General features: G+C 70.4%; 13 protein-coding genes. 3 read left to right on the top strand and 10 right to left on the bottom strand.

The features are described from left to right. From ACR4XJ_RS08265 to ACR4XJ_RS08220, 10 genes are all read right to left on the bottom strand, one after another. The gene (locus tag ACR4XJ_RS08265; RefSeq protein WP_434754788.1) at positions 1 to 873 is read right to left on the bottom strand and encodes a substrate-binding periplasmic protein; all 873 of its coding nucleotides are present in this window, start codon (positions 871 to 873) and stop codon (positions 1 to 3) included. Positions 874 to 958: 85 nt separating this feature from the next. Beyond that, positions 959 to 2680 carry a multicopper oxidase family protein gene (locus ACR4XJ_RS08260; protein WP_434754787.1) on the bottom strand — a complete coding sequence of 574 codons (1722 nt, stop codon included), beginning with the start codon at positions 2678 to 2680 and terminating at the stop codon, positions 959 to 961. Between the two features lie 257 nt (positions 2681 to 2937). Continuing rightward, positions 2938 to 4080, bottom strand: coding sequence for an ATP-binding protein (locus ACR4XJ_RS08255; protein WP_434754786.1), 1143 nt, complete (start codon positions 4078 to 4080; stop codon positions 2938 to 2940). Positions 4081 to 4201: 121 nt separating this feature from the next. Next, complete coding sequence (gene cobM / locus ACR4XJ_RS08250; protein WP_434754785.1) at positions 4202 to 5089, bottom strand: precorrin-4 C(11)-methyltransferase; 888 nt, start codon at positions 5087 to 5089, stop codon at positions 4202 to 4204. Continuing rightward, entirely contained in the window at positions 5070 to 5888 is an 819-nt protein-coding gene (locus ACR4XJ_RS08245) for a substrate-binding periplasmic protein (protein ID WP_434754784.1), read from the bottom strand. The genes cobM and ACR4XJ_RS08245 overlap by 20 nt, the downstream gene beginning before the upstream one ends. 92 nt (positions 5889 to 5980) lie before the next feature. Continuing rightward, positions 5981 to 7372, bottom strand: a complete 1392-nt coding sequence (gene cbiE / locus ACR4XJ_RS08240; RefSeq protein ID WP_434754783.1) for a precorrin-6y C5,15-methyltransferase (decarboxylating) subunit CbiE — start codon at positions 7370 to 7372, stop codon at positions 5981 to 5983. Beyond that, positions 7369 to 8691 (bottom strand): cobalt-precorrin-5B (C(1))-methyltransferase CbiD, encoded by a 1323-nt coding sequence (gene cbiD, locus ACR4XJ_RS08235; protein WP_434754782.1) that lies wholly within the window; start codon positions 8689 to 8691, stop codon positions 7369 to 7371. The genes cbiE and cbiD overlap by 4 nt, the downstream gene beginning before the upstream one ends. 173 nt (positions 8692 to 8864) lie before the next feature. After that, positions 8865 to 9860 (bottom strand): quinone oxidoreductase family protein, encoded by a 996-nt coding sequence (locus ACR4XJ_RS08230; RefSeq protein WP_434754781.1) that lies wholly within the window; start codon positions 9858 to 9860, stop codon positions 8865 to 8867. A 364-nt stretch (positions 9861 to 10224) separates the two neighbouring features. Further along, positions 10225 to 13284, bottom strand: coding sequence for a hypothetical protein (locus ACR4XJ_RS08225; protein ID WP_434754780.1), 3060 nt, complete (start codon positions 13282 to 13284; stop codon positions 10225 to 10227). A gap of 261 nt (positions 13285 to 13545) precedes the next feature. Continuing rightward, entirely contained in the window at positions 13546 to 14451 is a 906-nt protein-coding gene (locus tag ACR4XJ_RS08220; RefSeq protein WP_434754779.1) for a diaminopimelate epimerase, read from the bottom strand. A 384-nt stretch (positions 14452 to 14835) separates the two neighbouring features. Here ACR4XJ_RS08220 and ACR4XJ_RS08215 point away from each other — a divergent pair, with 384 nt between their 5' ends. From ACR4XJ_RS08215 to ACR4XJ_RS08205, 3 genes are all read left to right on the top strand, one after another. Continuing rightward, positions 14836 to 15999: an ABC transporter substrate-binding protein gene (locus ACR4XJ_RS08215; protein WP_434754778.1), complete on the top strand. Its 1164-nt coding sequence runs from the start codon at positions 14836 to 14838 to the stop codon at positions 15997 to 15999. Positions 16000 to 16285: 286 nt separating this feature from the next. After that, complete coding sequence (locus ACR4XJ_RS08210) at positions 16286 to 17206, top strand: branched-chain amino acid ABC transporter permease (protein WP_434754777.1); 921 nt, start codon at positions 16286 to 16288, stop codon at positions 17204 to 17206. A 30-nt stretch (positions 17207 to 17236) separates the two neighbouring features. Further along, positions 17237 to 18313, top strand: coding sequence for a branched-chain amino acid ABC transporter permease (locus ACR4XJ_RS08205; RefSeq protein WP_434754776.1), 1077 nt, complete (start codon positions 17237 to 17239; stop codon positions 18311 to 18313). Positions 18314 to 18319: the final 6 nt, after the last annotated feature.

The following is an 18319-nucleotide window of genomic DNA, read 5'->3' as shown; positions in this document are numbered from 1 at the left end:
CTACTGCCCGTCCTGCCCGTCCAGGGCGCGCTCCACGATGCGGGCGTAGGTGCCGTCGGCCCGCATGTCGCGGATGGCCGCGTCGAAGGCGCGCAGCAGTTCGCGCTGCCCGGCCTGCCTGCGGAAGGCCAGGTGCACCGGCAGCACCGCCAGCGGCAGCGGGGCCACCACCACGAGGCGGGTCAGCCCCAGCCGTTCCTGCAACCACATGGCCCCTTCGCGGGTGATGATGGCGCCGTCCAGCCGTCCGCCCGCCACCTTCAGCATGTTCTGGGCCTCGCTGCCCGCTTCCTCTGCGACGAACGCGCCCGCCGTACGTGCGGCGTCCAGGGTGTCGCCGTAGCTCCAGCCGCGCACCACGCCCAGCCGCATGCCCCGCAGCGCGGCCAGGGGCTCGCCGTCCGGCCCGGCAAGGGCTTCGGGCATGTCCGAGCCCACGGGAACCACCAGATGCAGGCGCTCTTCGAACAGCGGAGAGGAGAAGTCGTGCAGCAGCAGGCGCTGGCCGGTGGAGTACAGGCCGCACACCCCGGCGCGTCCGGCGTCCAGTTCCGCCATGGCGCGCGCCCATGGCGTCGGCTCCAGGGCCGTCCTCAGCCCCAGGCGGTGGAACGCCTCGGCCGTCAGCTCCGGATAGATGCCGCGCGCGCGGTGCGCCTCGCCCGAAAGCCGGTAGGCATACGGCGGCAGGTCTTCGTCGAACAGCACCCGCGACGGCGGGAGGGACGCCGGTCGGGCGGAGTGGACCGATCTGGCCGGAGGCGCGCCGTCGGCGCAGTGTCCGGGGAACGGAAGCGTCAGGCCCGCAGCCAGGACGGCCAGGACGGTCAGGACGGCGAGCACGGCCACGGCCAGCGGCAGCCACCGGAACACGCGGCGCGGCGGCCGCCGGGCGCATGGCCCGGCGGGCTTCTCCTCCGGTCCCCCGGCGCTCCCCGCGGCATCCTCGCCGCCCGCGCTACGGCACGGCAACATCCTGAACCATCCCGTCGTCCAGGCATTCCAGCATGCGCGAATACAGCGCGGCGCGCTGCTGGCCGTCCGGGCCGTCGCGAAAATCCACCAGCACCTTCACCGTCTCGCCGGGCCAGACCAGCACCGTATCCTTGATGCCGGTGTCGGGGGCGGCGCGGCCCGCCGGGTCCACGGCCAGGGCCGCCACGTGGGCGGGGCTGCCGCTCCGCTCCAGCACGCGCAGCTGGTAGCCGGACAGGTGCAGGGCGTGGGGGATGGAGACCGCGTCGTTGGACAGTTCCCAGACCTCGGGCTTGCGTTCCGCCACGCGCTGCGCCGGAAAATCGTCGGGCAGGTCCACCCGCGTGTCGTGGCGCATGGCGAAGGGCTGGCCGTTCAGCAGCCATGCGGGGCGGCCCATGACCTCGCCGCGCGACACGTGCAGGCGGCGCGGCGGCCCCTGCGGCATCGGGGGAGCGGCGGGGAAGTCGCACAGCCGCACGGGCAGGGGCAGGTCGTAGGCCACGCGCTGCACGACCCGCAGCCGCAGCAGCCGCGCGGCCTCGCCCTCGCCGGGCGATCCGGCCCCGCCGGAGGCGGCCCCCGCGCGGCGCATGGGGTCGAAGGGCAGGTTGACCACGTACCATTCGTCGCCCGGACTCGCCGCGCGCAGGTCCACCAGGATGTCCGCCCGCTCGCCGGGACCCAGGAACAGCCGCTGCGCGGGCAGCGGGCGTTCCAGCATGCCGCCGTCGGTGCCCATGAGCAGGAAGGGCAGCGGCGCGCCGTTGGCACGGGCCAGCCCCGCGTGCAGGATGCGCGCGTTGCACATGTTCGCCAGCCGCAGGCGGTACATGCGGGTGACCACGTCCAGCCGGGGGCCGGGCACGCCGTTGACGGTGAGCACGTCGCCCACGAGGCCGGAGACCCGGTCGTCCAGGGAGGGCGCGTAGACCGGCACGCCGTTGCGGTCCAGCCGCCGGTCCTGGATCAGCAGGGGAATGTCCGAGGGCCCCATGCCGGGACTGCCGGGACTGGGCAGGGCGGCCTGGAAGGCCCCGGTGCCCGAGGCCCCCAGCGGTTCGATGTCCATGGCGGCCAGGGCGGCGCGTTCCTCCTCGTCGTCCACGATGCACAGCCCGGCCATGCCCTGGTGGGTCTGGCGGCCCGAAAAGCCCGGCGCGATGGCGTGGTACGGGTAGACGCCCGCCCGGTTGCGCACGGTGACGCGGTATTCGAAGCTGGCGCCGGGCAGCAGCATCATCACCGGATGGCCGCCCATGCGCCAGTCGGCCAGCAGGCCATGCCAGCGCAGCAGGGTGGGGGCGTCCAGCCGGTTGACCAGGCGCACCCGCAGCGAGGCCCCGCGCTGGAGGAGCAGGGTGGGATTCCAGCAGGGATGCCGGTCGTGTTCGGTTTCGAAGCACAGCGGCGGCGCGGGCGGGATGTCGTCGGTGGGCAGCAGCGGGGCGGAGGTGGCGGAAAGTTCGATGCGCGCCCCGCCGTCCATGAGGCCCATGAACGAATGGTCGCCGGGCAGGGGCAGGGGGGTGTCGAACGTGGCGGCGGAGTGCAGCCCGGCCAGGGGGCGCGGCGGGGGAAGCGGGACGCTGACCGGGCGCAGGGCGGGGTCGGCCTGGGCCGCCAGGGCGGCGGGGCAGGCGGCGCCGGTGAGCGCGGTGATGCCGGCCAGTTTCAGGAAGCGTCGTCTGCCGATGCGCCGCATGGTTGCTCCTGCGTTTCCGGTGGGTTGCGCTTCAAGGGAAGAGGCCGGGGCCGGGAGAGGCGGCCCGATCCGGTTTGGTCCGGCTTGGTCCGGTATGGTCATGTCGCGTGGGTCTGCGGAAGGCCGCAGGTATTTCCGGACGCGCATATCCCGAAATGATTCTGGGACGATAGCCCGGCTGGCCGCGAAAGTGAAGCGGGTGCGGTATCGCGCTGCGGCGCGCCCTTGCCGCCGGAGCCGGAGAGTCCGGGAGACGGCTACCCCGGCGTGCGGGCGTTGCCGCTGGCGGTACGGAGCCCGCGTTGTTCCGGTGTGGCCGGGTCTGGGGCCAGACCTGACCGAGCCAAATTGGGCCGGGACAGGTCCGGATGATCCAGAGCCACCGGGGCCGTGTCGCCGGGCAGCACCAGCGGGGCGGGCTTGCCCGGCGACAGCACCAGGTGCAGGGCCTTGCCGGGACAGCGCAGTTCGCACACCCCGCAGCCCATGCACGCGGCGGCGTCGATGACGGGGAGGACGGCCGGGCGGGCGGCGGGAGGGGGCGCGTCCGGTGAAGACGTTTCCGGCGCGGGGCCATGGGCCATGCCCACCGCGCCGAAGGGGCAGACGCGCGCGCACAGGCCGCAGCCGGTGCAGGCGGCCGCGTCCACGCGGGCCACGTAGCCCGAGGAAACCAGCATGGGCGTGCCCTCGCGGTGGGCCTGCATGGCCCCGCAGCAGCAGGTGCAGCAGTTGCAGATGGCGTAGTAGCGGCCCAGCACCGCCTCCTTGAAGAAGGCGTGCGAGACGTGGCCGCGCCGGTTCTCCGCCTCCACCACGCGGATGGCCTCTGCGGGCGTGACGCGGCGGGCCATGTCCGGGTGATGCTCCAGCACGAAGTCCACCACCGGGCCGCCGGCCAGGATGCATACGTCCACGGGGGTGCAGTGATCCTCCCTGGTAAGGCGGCAGGGGCAGTCCAGCAGGGCAAGGGCGTCGGCGTTGTCGAGGATGATGTCGCGCGCCATGCGGAAGGGCAGCACGGTTTCCGGCACCGTGGTGGACACGGGCCGCTCCACCGCGATGAGCCGGGGCAGCGTGCCCGGCGGCATGACCTTGCCGTGGTAGGTCTGGGCGAATTCCGGCCCGAACTCCTCGGCCTTGCCCCACACCCCCAGCAGGCCGCCCAGCCGGGCCAGCGGCGCGGCCAGCCAGCGGGCCAGCGGGTGCCGTCCGGTGCCCACGCCGATGTAGAACAGCGGCCAGCGCAGGTAGATGTAGCCGTGCAGGGCCTCCATGAAGCTGCCGTGCGGGCGGTCGAGGGCGGCGCGCCAGAAGGCGCGGGCCGAGGGGCGCAGCGGCGCGAGCAGCAGGCGGCGCAGGCCGCGCGACAGGGAATGCAGGATATCCGAGGGGCGCATGGGACGGACCTCCCGTTGGCGGACGGGGGAGCGGGGACGCTGCCGCCATGATGCCCGGATCCGGAAGGCGATGCAACCGTGTGCGCCATTGTCACGCAAAGTTCACGGGGCGAGCCCGGCGTCAGTCCTTGCTGTCGTGAGGATGCGGGGCATCGTCCCCGTCTTCGCGGATGTCGCGCCAGCCATGGGCGAAGTCGGCCGCGTACAGACGCGACGCGGTATCCCCCGCCGCCTCGCCGGGCAGCACCAGGAATACCGTCTGGCGCGAAAATCCGCGCGACCGCACGGTTTCGGCCAGCCCGCCCGCCGTGGTCCAGGCCAGGGACTGGTCGGGCCAGCTCACCCTGTGGGCCGCCAGCACCGGCGTGCACGGGTCCACGCCCGCCGCCGCCAGTTCCTCTTCCAGCCGTTCCGGGGCGGCGGCGGAAAGGTACACCGCCATGGCGCTGCCGTGGCGGGCCAGTTCGCGCAGCCGTTCCGCGCCGGGCACGGGGGTGCGCCCTTCCAGCCGGGTGATGACCAGCGACTGGGTGACCTCCGGCGCGGTGAACGACACCCCGGCGGCGGCCGCGGCGGCAAAGGCCGCCGTCACCCCCGGCACCACCGAACAGGCGATGCCCTCGGCATGCAGCAGGCGCATCTGCTCGCGCACGGTGCCGTACAGCGAAGGGTCGCCGGTGTGCACCCGCGCGGCCATGCCCCCCGCAAGGGCCGTCTCGCGCAGCAGGGCGTGGGTTTGCTCCAGCGTGAGCGGGGCGGAATCGACCACCCGCGCGCCAGGGCGGGCGCAGGCCACCACCTGCGGCGGCACCAGCGAGCCCGCGTACAGGACAAGGTCCGCCGTCCCGATGATCCGCCGGGCCTTCAGGGTGAGCAGTTCCGGGTCGCCGGGGCCCGCCCCCACGAACCACACGTGGCCCCCTGTCGGCGGGGAGGTCGCTGGGGAGGGCGCGGGAGATGCCTCGGCGGCGGGTGTCCCGCCGGGCCGGTCATTGTTCTTGATGGGCATGCAGGGTCCTGTCGGCCTCGGCCAGTATGCGCGCGTATTCGCCGCTGGCGCGCATCCGCCCCAGGGCGCTGTCGAAATCCGCCGTCAGCGAAGCGTTGGCGGCGGTGAGGGCAAACGCCATGTAGGCGGAAACGTAGTCGAAGGCGGGGAACATGAACACCGGTTCCCTGCCGGGGGCAAGGCGGCGCAGCAACGCCCGCAGGGTGGGCTCGGTGCCGGGCACGGCCGCCACCTCGTGGCGCAGCAGGGCCTGCACGCCTTCCTGCAACGAGTAGAAGGACGAGGTGCGGATCAGCCCCTTGCGGGCCAGCAGGAGGTCCATGGTGGGGCCGTAGCTGTAGCCCAGGGCCAGGGCCACGGGCTTTTCGCCGTACAGGATGGCGTCGCGCCCGGTGCCGCCCGTGTCGGCGGCCAGGTGGCGGTCGCCGGGGTGCACCATCAGGATGACGTCCTCGTCGTAGATGGGCACCGTGGTGTAGTGCAGGAGCTTTTCGCGTTCGGGGGTGCGGTAGACCGCCAGGGCCGCGTCCAGCTTGCCCTGCATGACCAGCGAAAGGCCACGGTTGAAGGGCGTGACCACGAATTCCACCTCGCGCCCCAGGCGGTGCAGCACGGCCCGGGCCACCTCCACGGCGGCGCCGTACGGCTGGCCTTCGTGCAGATAGCTCCATGGCGGCTGGTCGAGGATGAACACGCGTAGCGGCGCGGCGGAATCGCCGGTTTCGATGGCTGCGGCCGCCCGCGACGGGATTGCCAGCAGCAGGAGCAGCAGCAGGGGCAGCCACGGCGACGTCCGCATCGCTCGTGTGGTCCGTGTCGCCCGCGTCATCCGCGTCATCCGCGTCATCCGCGTCATCCGCAATGGGGCCTGCGGGATGCCGGTGCGCGGGGTCATGCTGCGTCACCTTCGGGCCGGGTGGCCGCCACGATGAATACGGGGTTCATGGCCGCAAGGCGCAGGTCGCCCAGCAGGGGCACGGCTTCGCTGGCCTGGATGCAGGCCACTTCGGAGGGCCAGCCGTGCCGGGCAAGCGCGGCGCGCACCCGCTCCAGCGTGCCCAGCAGCACGCAGTGCGCCACCAGGCGTCCTCCGGGGGGCAGGCGGCGGCACACTTCATCCAGCAGCGGGTCCTCGTGGGGGGAATGGCCGTCGCCTCCCAAGCCTGCGCCCCCAAGTCCGCCGCCCCCTCCAAGCCCACCGCCGATGAACACCCGGTCCGGGCCGGGCAGGCCGTCGAGGCAGCCCGGCAATTCGCCATGGACAACGTGCAGGTTGGGCGTGCGGAAGCGGCGGCGGTTCTCCTTGATCAGGGCCACGCGGGCAGGGTCGCGCTCCACGGCCACCACCAGCCCGTGGCGGGCCAGGGCGGCGGCCTCCACCGAAACGGCCCCGCTGCCCGCGCCCAGGTCCCACACGGTGTGGCCGGGGGCGATGCGCAGGGCCGCGAGCCCGGCGGCGCGCACCGGCCATTTGGTGATCAGCCGGGCCTGCACGGCGAAGTCGCCGTCGGGGATGCCCAGCACGAGCGGGGGAGGGGGCGCGGACAGGGAGGGGGCCGCATCGGGCACCAGCAGGACCGTGCAGTTGCCGCCCAGGGAGTCCAGTTCCCGAAGCCGCGCGGCGGCGTCTTCCGGGGCGGGCGCATCGCCCGCGTCATCCGGGGACAGGGGAAAATGGGGCAGGTCGAACACCGCGTGACGCTCGCCGGGGCTGCCCATGTCGGCAAGGGCGTGCAGGCGCAGCCCGCCGACCCCGCGGGACAACAGGAACCGGGCGATGGCCCCCGGCGTGTTGCACCCGTCGGTCAGCACGCACACCGGTCCGCCGGTATGTCCGGCGTCGCGCAGGGCCGCCGTGAGCGGCCGGAAGTCGTCCCGGCCGTGCAGGGACACGCAGCGGGCCTCCTGCCACGGCAGGGCCAGCCGGGCGGCGGCCTGTTGCAGGCTGGACGCGGCGGGCAGCACCCGCAGCGCGCCGGGGCCGAAGGCTGCGGCCAGCCGCGCGCCGATGCCGAAGAACAGCGGGTCGCCGTCGGCCAGCACGGCCACGCGCAGGCCGCGCGCCCGGCACTGCCCGATGGCGTCCAGCGCCTCGTCCAGCGCCCCGCCGATGACGATGCGCTGGCCGGGATGGCCGGGAAAGGCATCCAGCAGGCGCGCCCCGCCCGCCACCACCTGGGCCTGCGCCAGGGCGGCGGCGTGGCCGGGCGGCAGGGGGGCGCCGCGCAGGCCGCAGCCGATGACCGTCACGGGATGGGGCGTGGGGGGGGGCGTGCGCGTCATGCCGTCACCAGACATCTGCCGTCCATGTGGAAAAGGTGCACCGTCACCGTGACGTGTTCCGCCCCGTCTGTCCAGCCATGAGCGGCGTCGCGGGCCCGTTGGGCCACGGCCCGCAGCACGGCGGGGTGGGCCGGGTCGGCCAGCAGGAGTTCCAGGGCCTGCCCGGCGGTGTTGGCGGCGGCCACCGCCGCGCACGCTTCCGCCTCCGCTCCGGCGTCGGCGGCCCACCGGGCCAGCAGGGGCAGGTCCAGCGGCGCGGTGTGGGCGTGGGTGTGCGGCAGCCCCTGCGCCAGCTTGACCAGCTTGCCGAAAAAGCAGCCCCAGGCCACCCGGATGAAGCCGCGCCGCGCGGCGGCCGCCAGCGAGAAGGCCGCGAAATCCGCCGCCTGCACGAAGGCCAGCGGCGGCAGGGCCGGGTAGGCGCGCATGAGCAGGGTTTCGCTGCGCCGCCCGGTGGACAGGCAGACCTCGCGCAGCCCGGCGGCCCTGGCCACGTCCAGCCCCTGGGCCACGGCGGCCTGCCACGCTTCGTGGCTGTAGGGGCGCACCGTGCCCCGCGTGCCGAGGATGGAAATGCCGTCGACGATGCCCAGGCGTTGGTTCAGGGTGTGCCGGGCGATGCGCGGACCCTCGGGCACCCGCGCGGTGACGCGCACCGTGCCGCGCCAGCCCGCCGCCGCGCACTCGCGGCGCACGGCGAAGGCCAGTTGCCTGCGCGGCTCGGGGTTGATGGCCGGTTCGCCCACGGCCACCGGCAGGCCGGGCAGGGTGACCCGGCCCACGCCCGTGCCGCCGCGCAGCAGCACGGCGACCCCGCCGCCACGGGGAAAGGGCAGGACCAGGTCCGGCGAGTCCGGCCTGTCTGGCCTGTCTGGCGAGTCCGGCCCATCCGGTAGGGACATGCCGTCCTTGGGCAGGGACGTGCCTTCGGGGGCGCACTCCACCAGCGCTTCGATGCGCGCCCCGTGGGTGGCGTCCGGGTCGTCGCCGCCGTCCTTGACCACCACGCCCAGCGCCGTTCCGCCGCCCGCCTGTGCGGGGACCATCAGCACGGCCTCGGCCACGGGCACGTCCAGCCAGCCCGCCGGGGAGGTGTCGTCCCCGTCGCCGGTGAACGGCGGCAGCGGCACGGACACCGTGTCCGGCCGCATGCCGCGCAGCAGCAGGCGCAGGGCGGCCGTGGCCGCCGCGGCCAGGGCGGAGCCGGTGGTGAACCCCTCGCGCAGGCCGACCCCGTCCGGCGGGGGAGCGTCCTGTTCCGGCGAACCGTCACGCGGGGGCGGGGAAGCGGGCGGTGTGGAGGAGAAACGGTCGTTCATGCGGCTCTTTCATGTGCGGCGGGTGCGGCAATCAACCTGGCGCGTGAACGGGAAGTCCATGCGGCGGGCCATGCTATCAGGAAACGCCCCGGCATGCAGCAGCGCCGGGGGCGGGGTTCCCCGGCGGGCTTCGGGCCGCCGCGCCCGGCAGTGACCGTGTTTTCTCCCGTTTCCTACACCAGCAGCACCGTGGACCCGGTGGTCCTGCGCGATTCCAGCGCGCGGTGCGCGTCGGCCGCCTGCGCCAGCGGGAAGGTCTGGTTCACCTGCACCTGCACGATGCCCGCGCGCACCACGTCGAACAGGTCGCGCGCGTGGGCCAGCAGGTCGGGCCGCTGCGCCGTGTAGTGCATCAGGCTGGGCCGGGTGAGGAACAGCGAGCCCTTGGCCGCCAGCAGGCCGGGGTTGAACGGCTCCACGCTGCCGGACGACTGCCCGAACGAGACCATGGTGCCCATGGGGCGCAGGCAGTCCAGCGAGGCCATGAACGTGGCCTGCCCCACCGAATCGTACACCACGTCCACGCCGCGCCCGTCGGTGAGTTCGCGCACCCTGGCCGCCACGTCCTCCTGCCGGTACAGGATGACGTGCTGGCAGCCGTTGGCCCGCGCGCGTTCCGCCTTGGCCTCGTCGCCCGCCGTGCCGATGACCGTGGCCCCCAGATGCCGCGCCCACGGCACCACCAGCGAACCCACGCCGCCCGCGGCCGCATGCACCAGCATGGCGGTGCCCTCGGCCACCGGGTAGCAGCCGCGCAGCAGGTAGCGCGCGGTCATGCCCCGCAGCATCATGCCCGCCGCCGTGACGAAGTCGATGTCGTCCGGCAGGACCACCAGGCGGTGGGCGGGGATCAGGCGGCGTTCGGCATAGGCCCCCACCGGGTTGCCCGCATAGGCCACCCGGTCGCCGGGGCGCACCTCTGTCACGCCGTCGCCCACGGCCTCCACGGTGCCCGCGCCCTCCATGCCGGGGATGGCGGGCAGCGAGGGCAGCGGGTACAGCCCGGTGCGGTGGTACACGTCGATGAAGTTGAGCCCCACGGCCCCGTGGCGCACCAGCGCTTCGCCGGGGCCGGGCGCGCCGGGGTCGTGGTCTTCCCAGCGCAGCACTTCCGGCCCGCCGGTTTCATGGAAGAAGATGGCCTTTGACGTTCCGGATGTGCTGGGCATGTGCGCCTCCCGCGCGGGGGAAAGCCGCGCCGTTGCCGGGTGCGATTCCCGATGGGCCGCTCCGTTGCGTTGTCGCCCCCGCCGCCGTGCCGCTGAAAAGGGACCGGCGTCCGGCGCGGGGCCGGGGCGGATGTTTACCCTGTATGGTAGGTCAGCTTGGCGGTTCGCACAAGAAGGTCCGGAAAAGTAACCGGGTTCCCGTGCGGGAACGGAGCCGTGCGGAAGGCGGCGGCCACGCAAAGGGAAAGCCCCGCCGAAGCGGGGCCAGTGGGGCGAGCAAAGGCGGACAAGCCGCGGCTCGCGCGGCCTGTATGGCACGAAAGCGCGGGCCGGGCAAGGGCGCGGGGGGCGTGCGGCCGCCCGGTCACACCGGCGAGGCCACCCGGTTGCCCACCGTGTCCACGCCGGTAAGCCGCGACATGGCCGTCAGGTATTCCACGTTGCGGTCCAGGTAGAAGGCCAGGGGCTTGGAGAAGTTCTTGCCCACGATGCCGTCCACGAACAGCTGGCTCACTTCGCGTTCGCGGGTCAGCACCATCTGCGAGCGGGCCAGGATGGCCTTTTCCTCTGGCGACATGTCGCGCACCAGCAGCGAGAGCACGTTGCGCGCGCGCGGCTGGTACATCCAGAAGTACATCAGGTCCAGGGCGTTGATGATGATGGTCCGTTCCAGGTCCTCGGCCTCCGCCTCCACGGCCCGGATGAACTGCTTGGGCTGCGAGAGCAGTTCCAGCACGTCCTCTTCGGGGAACAGCAGTTCCAGCTTCGAGAAGGAGTCGAACAGCTGGTGCAGCTTGCTGTCGTAGTCCCAGCGGCGGATGCGGATGTTGTTGTTGCGGTCCGCGTAGCCTTCCACGGCCCCGGCGATGGTGTCGGACGCCATCTTGGAGATGACCGCCGCATAGGGCTGGATGAGCAGGGCGGGGTTGGGCACGTGCATCAGCACCAGCAGTTCCAGCAGCAGTTCGCCGTAGAGCACGGAGGTGGGGATGGCCAGCACGCTGCGGAAGATGTTGCCGAGCACCGCCTCCTTGGGCAGGCCCCGGTAGATGTTGTGCGCGGCGATGTACGCGCCGTTGGCCGCCGAGATGACGGCGTAGACCAGCGCCGGGTTGTTGCTCACCGTCAGGCCGAAGCCCTCTTCCAGCAGCAGCACGCGGATGACGTTTTCCAGCAGCGGCACGGAAATGCCCGTGAACAGCAGCGAATCGCTGATCCTGCTCCAGCTCACGTAGTCGTTCCAGCGCAGCAGCGGGGTGCGGCCCATGCCGCCGCCGCCCGTCACGGCCTGGATGACGTTGCGCACTCCGGTGATGCCGAACCACACGGTGGTCCACAGCATGGCCGTGAGCAGGCTGTCCTGCGTCTGCAGGAACGAGAGCACGGCGGGGATGAACCCGGCCAGCACCTTCAGGGCGTTGGACACGCCGGTGTTCAGGTAGCGCATGCCCATCCAGCGCGTGCAGACCGCCCCGCCGCGCGGGTGCAGCGAAAGGCCGTTGCCCGCGCTGCGGGCAAAGCCGCCCAGGGTGGCGATGTTGCCGTACGGGGTGACGCGCGAGGTGTCGGTGCGCACCACCCATTCGCGCACCCGGCGGAAACCGAAGCGCGAACATCCCGGCAGCCGCCGCACCATGCTCACCATGGTGGTGCTGGGCAGCACGGGGGTGCGCCGTTCCAGCATGCTTTCGCGCAGGTACACCTCGGTGTGCACGGGAATGATCTGGCGCATGGTGTCGCGCGGGTCGTCGACCTGCTTCTGGGCGCGCGGGGGCAGGGTTTCGCGGAACACCAGGCCCATGCCGTGCACCCGGTGCGACCGGCTGGTGGAATCGCTGCCGATGCGCGACTTCAACTGCACCGACTTGTAGAAGCTCTGCAACCTAGGGATGTTGCGCAGGATGCGGCGGAACTTTTCGCAGCGTTCGCAGGCATCCGCCGCGCCCGAGTCGGAGTAGTCGCGGATCAGCGTGCGGATGAACCGCTTCAGCCGGGGCGCGCTGCCGCTGTTGATGGCCAGTTGCAGTTCGTTGATGGCCCGGATGCTGGCCACGTGCGCGTCGTCGCCCTCTGCCCAGTCCTTGAGGTTGAACAGTTCGAGGTGGGTGATCAACCCCTCGCAGTCCCACAGCAGCTCGAGCACGTCGGCCACGGTGAGTTCCGAGAGGTTCAGGGTGATGCGGTAGCCGCTGTGCAGGCTGGTCAGCCAGTCCAGCAGGGCGCGCGGCGGGGTGCGCAGGATGTCGGGCACGTCGGCCCCTTCGCGGGGCACGAAGGCCGAGGGGATGTCGGGGTTGCATGCCGGGGCCAGCCACAGGTCGTGCACCGTCTCGGCGTCCAGCCCGTCCAGCCGCCGCACAAGGGCCTCGATGGCCTCGCGCTCGGGCTGGGTGGCCATGGCCCATTCGTCGCGCAACTCCTCCACCCGGCCCTGCAGGGCGGGCACCAGCCGCTTGTGGATGAATTCCGCCAGGTGCAGCAGCGAGGGCTGCCCCGTGCCCACGAAGGCCAGGAATTCGTCGCGGTGCAGCGGTTCCAGGGTCAGCCCGAATTCGTCGTTGATGGCGCGGCGGTGGCGCTCGTTGTAGCGGCGCAGCACCTGCAACACGTATTCCGCAAGATATTGCGAAGCCTTGCGGCCTTCCTGCATCAGGTGCTGGGTGGGCGTTTCCGCCAGGAAGGACAGGAAGCCCTGCGAATCGGAAAAGCCGCGCGGCACCCAGATGAGTTCCGCGTACTTGTTGCGCGCGGGCACCCGGAATTCCACCCCGATGCGGACGGAAACCCCCATGATGTCGGCGGCCTGCATCAGTTCGCTGGCGGCGGCCGATTCCACGAAGTTGTAGTAGATCACCGTAAGGTGCCGGATGCCCTTGATCCACGCGTCCATGATCAGGTGGGTGGGGTTCTTGCGGCCCTTGGTGTTGGCGTCGTGCACGTGGTTGTCGAAGGCCAGTTGGTTCCACTCTTCTGGCATTTCCAGCAGGTGGTAGTGGGCCAGCAGGGCGCGCACGATGCGCGGCTTGCCCGAGGCGGCGCGGCGGAAATCGTGCGCCAGCTTGAGCTGGCGGCAGGTGTCGCCGTGGGCGCGCACCAGGTCCTTCATGATCTGGATGAGCACGCGCGCCGTGTTGCGGCGCAGGCCCGTCTGCGCGCTGTACAGCACTTCGTCGCGCAGGGTCTGGAGGGCCAGCAGGCGGTCTTCCGCCAGGCCCGCCTCCAGCGAGTCCAGCAGGTTGATCACCGCGTAGGCCACGCGCAGTTCGCGCGAGACGGAAAGCTCCTTGATGCCGTGCGGGTGCAGGCTGGCGTCGAACAGCTTGCGCACGAAGGGGCTGGGGGTGTGGGTCTTCTCCAGCACCTTGTTGACCATGAGCAACAGCTCGTGGTCCTGCTGGTCGAAGAAAAGCGTGCGAAATGCCATGGATGTGTCGCAGTGACGGCGGGCGTCCGTGAAGGGTGCGGGGAGCCCCGGCAAGGGCTCCGTGGCGATGCCGGGAAATGTTGCGGGAGCACCCGTGATTTCGGGAGGTTCCCGTGCATGCATTGTTACGGAAAGGTTACGGCGCCGTCAATTGGGACCGCGGCGGAAGCCGCGGCAGACGTGCGGCAATATACCGCCGATGCAGGAAAAGGCGCGTGAGCGGCGGGGCCGGAAGGGCGGCGGCCGTGCGGAAACAGGGGACTAGGTCTGCGGGTCGCCGTGGAGATAGGCGGTGCCGCTGGCCACGTGGCGCACGGTGCCGCCTATCCAGGCCTCGGGCGTCACGCCGTCGCGGCGGCTTACCGAAACGCGGATGGTTGCCCCGCTGGGCTGGCGCACCGCCAGGGATATCTCGCCTTCGGCCATGTCGGCGCGGTGCAGGCCGTAGGCCAGCGAGCCGGAACCGCAGGCCGATTCCAGGATGATGCTGCCGGTGTCCCGCACCCGGACCACCGGGGTGATGGCGGGGGCGGCCAGGGAGCCGTGGCACCAGATGCACCCGGCGGCCGGTTCGTCGTCCAGGCCGTGGCGGGTGATGAGCGTGCGCGCGTGGTCGCGCCAGTCGTCCGGAAAGGGATGCACCGAGGCGTCCAGCAGCAGATGGGCGATGCCCGGCAGGCGGACCAGCACCAGCCCGTCGGCCACGGGCAGCGCCAGCCGGGGCGGGGCGGGTTGTACGTCACGGGGAGAGGCCCCGTGCGCCGGGTCCGCGTTTCCGGCGGCAGGCGGCAGGGGCATGCGCACGGCGGCGTCCGGGCCGTGCGGGGTGTGCACCACCCGCACCGGCAGGACGCCGGACACGCCGGAACTCTCGATCTCGCCGGACATGAGCCCCCCCGGCCCGGCGTGCAGCACCCGTTTCAGCGCCAGCAGGGCGGCCAGCGAGCGGCAGGCGTTGCCGCAGAATTCGCCGCCCATCATGTCGATGCGCGGGCGAGGTCCGGCCAGCGTGACGAAGCCCACCTGCTCGGCGTGCACGTGGTCCTCGCCCATCAGTTCCGCCGCCACGGCGGCGCGCAGGGGCGCGGGCACCGGGTCGGTGACCAGGATGGTGGTGTTGCCGCCGGGGCTGAACTTGTGGAAGCGCAGGGCGCTCTGGTGGTGCATGGCGCGGGATGGGTTGAATGAACAATCTTGTCGTGTCAAGCGGACGCCACCCGAACGGGCCGGGGCGCTCGCCGACGCGAAAAGGTCGCCGGAACCTCGGAACATGCCGCAACCTTGCGGATTACCACATCAAGGGGCGTCAGCCCTGCCGCGAGGGCATGCTGCGGCCCCTGCCGCGCGGCATCTTGCGCATGATGCCCGATGGTTAGCTAACTGTCCAGTATGACGGCACAAAATCCGATGACAAAATGGTTAAATTTTATTTATGTGAAATATTTGAAGATTTACAAAAAAGACATTATTGAAGAAACCGGTTCCCTTCATGGCCTGATTACGATACTAAACCGCTATCAAAAACCCTAGTTTCCCTGCGAGGAGGCAAAGATGAAGAAGACAGTATTGCTCGTGCTGGCACTTCTGCTGGTGCTGTCGGGCCAGGCGTTCGCCGCCGACACCATCAAGCTCGGCTTCGTCATCCCCATGACCGGCGACATCCCCAAGGTGGGCGAGGCATCGAAGTTCGCCGCCGAAATGCTGCGCGAAGAAATCAACGCCAAGGGCGGCCTGGACGTGGGCGGCAAGAAGTACAAGCTCGAATTCGTGTTCGAGGACAACGAAGCCAAGCCCGAATCCGCCGTCAACGCCATGCTGAAGGTCATCGAGCGCGACCAGGTCCTGGCCGTGGTGGGCCCGCAGTCGTCCAAGCAGGCCGTGCCCGCGGGCGGCGTCGCCAACGACAACGAAACCCCGATGATCTCGCCGTGGTCCACCAACCCGGACACCACCAAGGGCCGTCCGTGGGTGTTCCGCGCCGCCTTCCTCGACCCCTTCCAGGCGCCCGTGGTGACCAACTTCGCCACCAAGCAGTTCAACGCCAAGAAGGCCGCCGTGCTGTTCGACATCTCCAACGACTACTCGAAGGGCCTTGCCGAGTTCTTCAAGGCGGACTGGGAGAAGAAGCACGGCGCCGGTTCCGTGGTGGGCATGGAATCGCACGGCACCAAGGACCAGGACTTCTCGGCCCAGCTGACCAAGGTCATCGCGGTCAAGCCCGACTTCATCTTCCTGCCTGAAAACTACAACATCGTCGCCCTGATCGTGAAGCAGGCGCGCGACCTTGGCTACAAGGGGCCGTTCATGGGCTCCGACGCCTGGGGTTCGGCCGAACTGATGGACCTGTGCGGCAAGGAATGCGTGGGCCAGTACTTCTCGACCCACTACGCCGCCGCGGGCGCCACCGGCGCCACCAAGGAATTCATCGACAAGTACAACAACAAGTACGGCTACATCCCCGACGACGTGGCCGCCCTGACCTGGGACGCCACCCGCCTTGTGCTGCAGGCCGTCCAGAGCGTGGGCAAGGTCGATACGGACGTGCGCAAGATGCGCAAGGCCGTGCGCGACGCCATGGTCAACATCAAGAGCTTCGACGGCATCACCGGCAAGATGAGCTTCGACGAGAACCGCGACCCCATCAAGTGCGCCGTTGTCGTCAAGATCAGCGAGAAGGGCGAATTTACCTTCGCCGAATCGGTCTGCCCCAACTAGTACACGAAGCCCCGCGCGGCCCCCGGGCCGCGCGGGGCCTTTCCTGCCGCACGCACGTCGCGGCTTCCGCTTCCGTCACGCGCCGCCCGCGGCGGCGCGCCGGGTTGCCGCCCGGCCAAGGTGCCGCCCTGCGCGGGTTCCCACCCGGAACCCGGCACCTGCGAAGCGGAACATACGAATCATCGTTCACGGACGGCGCGCACGACGCGCCGCCCGTGTTCTGCCCCCCTGCCGCGCGTACGGCGCGCGCCAAGGGGCAAACCGTTCCACGGAGGGTTTCGGGACTGTGGAAATCTTCATCCAGAACCTGTTCAACGCGCTGCAGTGGGGCAGCTTCTACGCGCTGATCGCCCTGGGCTACACCCTGGTGTACGGCGTGCTGCTGCTCATCAACTTCGCCCATGGCGACATCTTCATGGTGGGCGCGTACATCGCATTTTTCGTCTCCTCGCTGCTGCTGGGCGACCTGCTGGGCGTGTTCGCCCTGCCGGGCTGGGCCGCGCTGGCGCTGACCATTCCGCTGACCATGCTGCTCACCGCCGGGGTGGGCGTGACGCTGGAGCGCATCGCCTACCGCCCCCTGCGCCGCAAGGGCGCGCACCGGCTGTACGTGGTCATCACCGCGCTGATGTGCGGCCTGGTCCTCGAGAACGGCAACCTGGCCCTGCTGGGCGCCAGCCGCCGCAAGCTGCCCGACATGGTGGACAAGGTGGTGTACACCTTCGGCTCCGTGTCCGTGACCAACCTGAAGGTGTGGGTCATCATCGCGGCGTTCCTGGTGTTCTTCCTGCTGCAATTCATCGTCACGCGCACCCGCATCGGCATGGCCATGCGCGCCGTGTCGTGGGACAAGTTCGCGTTGCCGCTGATGGGCATTCCGCTGGATTCCATCATCGTGTTCACCTTCGTGCTGGGGTCGGGCTTCGCGGGCCTTGCCGGGCTGCTCTTCGCCATGTCCTACCCCATCCTCGACCCCTACATGGGCGCCATGGTGGGCTGGAAGGCATTCATCGCGGCGGTGGTGGGCGGCATCGGCGACATTCGCGGGGCGTTCATCGGCGGGTTCCTGCTGGCGTTCATCGAGATCATGGTGGCGGCGTTCCTGCCCTCCACGTTCAGGGACCTGTTCGCCTTCTCCATCCTGCTGATGATCCTGTGGCAACGGCCCACCGGGCTCTTCGGCGTGGCAAAGACCACCAAGATCTAACCCGCGACGCACGCCAGAGGATACGCGAACATGCAGAAATACGCCCTCAACGCCGCGCTGGCGGCGCTGTGCCTTGGCCTTGTGCTGCTGGCGCAGTTCAACCTGATAGACCAGTACACCCAGACGGTGCTCATGTTCATGGGCATCAACATCATCTTCGCCGCCAGCCTGAACGTGGTGAACGGCTACATGGGCGAGTTCTCGTGCGGGCACGCCGGGTTCATGTGCGTGGGCGCCTATGCCTCGTCCGTGCTCTCGGTGGTGCTGTTCACCTCCAACAAGCTGGTGGGCGACGCGCTGCTGCCGCCGGAACTGGCCCCCATGCTGTTCCCGGTGGTGCTGATCGTGGCCGGGCTCGTTGCCTCGGTGTTCGGCCTGCTGGTGGCGCTGCCCTCGTTCCGCACGCGCGGCGACTACCTGGCCATCATCACCATCGCGGCCAACTACATCGTCATCTCGGTCATCGAGAACCTGGACATCATCGGCGGCCCGCGCGGCTTTCACGGCATGAAGCGGGTCATCAACGGCATGCGCGACATGGTGGACATTCCCTGGATGTTCATCTGGGTCATCCTGGGCACGGTGTTCTCGGTGTGGATCCTGCGCCGCCTGGTCAACTCCACCTACGGCAAGGGCATTTCCGCCGTGTGTCAGGACGAGGTGGCCGCCGAGATCATGAGCGTGGACACCAACCACGTGAAGCTGGTGGCGTTCATGGTGTCCTCGGGCCTGGCCGGCGTGGCCGGGGCGCTGTACGCCCACGTGTACGGCTACGTGAACCCGCAGGCCTTCAACATCCTGAAGTCCACGGAAGGGCTGGTCATGGTCTACCTTGGCGGCATGGCCTCGCTGTCCGGCTCGGTCATGGCGGCCATCCTGTTCACGCTGCTGCTCGAATCGCTGCGCTTCGTCATTCCCGGCATCGATGCGGCCCTGCACGCGGTCAACCTGTTGCCCGCCGGATACGAGCTGAGCCAGGTGTGGAAGTGGGTGCTCATCCCGTTGATCCTCATCCTGCTCATGCAGTTCCGGCCGGAGGGCATCATGGGCAACCGCGAGCTTTCGGATGTTTTCCCGAAGCTGCGCCGCTTCTACACGTTCAAATAGGGGAAC

It is taken from the genome of Nitratidesulfovibrio sp. D1 (assembly GCF_051133415.1).
Taxonomy (GTDB): Bacteria; Desulfobacterota; Desulfovibrionia; order Desulfovibrionales; family Desulfovibrionaceae; genus Cupidesulfovibrio.
This window is presented reverse-complemented; position numbering and strand designations above follow the sequence as displayed.

Coding starts and splice junctions, on each gene's coding strand:
- ACR4XJ_RS08245 (WP_434754784.1), bottom strand. CDS start 5,888: ATGCGGACGTCGCCGTGGCTGCCCCTGCTGCTGCTCCTGCTGCTGGCA.
- ACR4XJ_RS08260 (WP_434754787.1), bottom strand. CDS start 2,680: ATGCGGCGCATCGGCAGACGACGCTTCCTGAAACTGGCCGGCATCACC.
- cbiE (WP_434754783.1), bottom strand. CDS start 7,372: ATGACGCGCACGCCCCCCCCCACGCCCCATCCCGTGACGGTCATCGGC.
- ACR4XJ_RS08220 (WP_434754779.1), bottom strand. CDS start 14,451: ATGCACCACCAGAGCGCCCTGCGCTTCCACAAGTTCAGCCCCGGCGGC.
- ACR4XJ_RS08215 (WP_434754778.1), top strand. CDS start 14,836: ATGAAGAAGACAGTATTGCTCGTGCTGGCACTTCTGCTGGTGCTGTCG.
- ACR4XJ_RS08225 (WP_434754780.1), bottom strand. CDS start 13,284: ATGGCATTTCGCACGCTTTTCTTCGACCAGCAGGACCACGAGCTGTTG.
- ACR4XJ_RS08230 (WP_434754781.1), bottom strand. CDS start 9,860: ATGCCCAGCACATCCGGAACGTCAAAGGCCATCTTCTTCCATGAAACC.
- cbiD (WP_434754782.1), bottom strand. CDS start 8,691: ATGAACGACCGTTTCTCCTCCACACCGCCCGCTTCCCCGCCCCCGCGT.
- ACR4XJ_RS08205 (WP_434754776.1), top strand. CDS start 17,237: ATGCAGAAATACGCCCTCAACGCCGCGCTGGCGGCGCTGTGCCTTGGC.
- cobM (WP_434754785.1), bottom strand. CDS start 5,089: ATGCCCATCAAGAACAATGACCGGCCCGGCGGGACACCCGCCGCCGAG.
- ACR4XJ_RS08255 (WP_434754786.1), bottom strand. CDS start 4,080: ATGCGCCCCTCGGATATCCTGCATTCCCTGTCGCGCGGCCTGCGCCGC.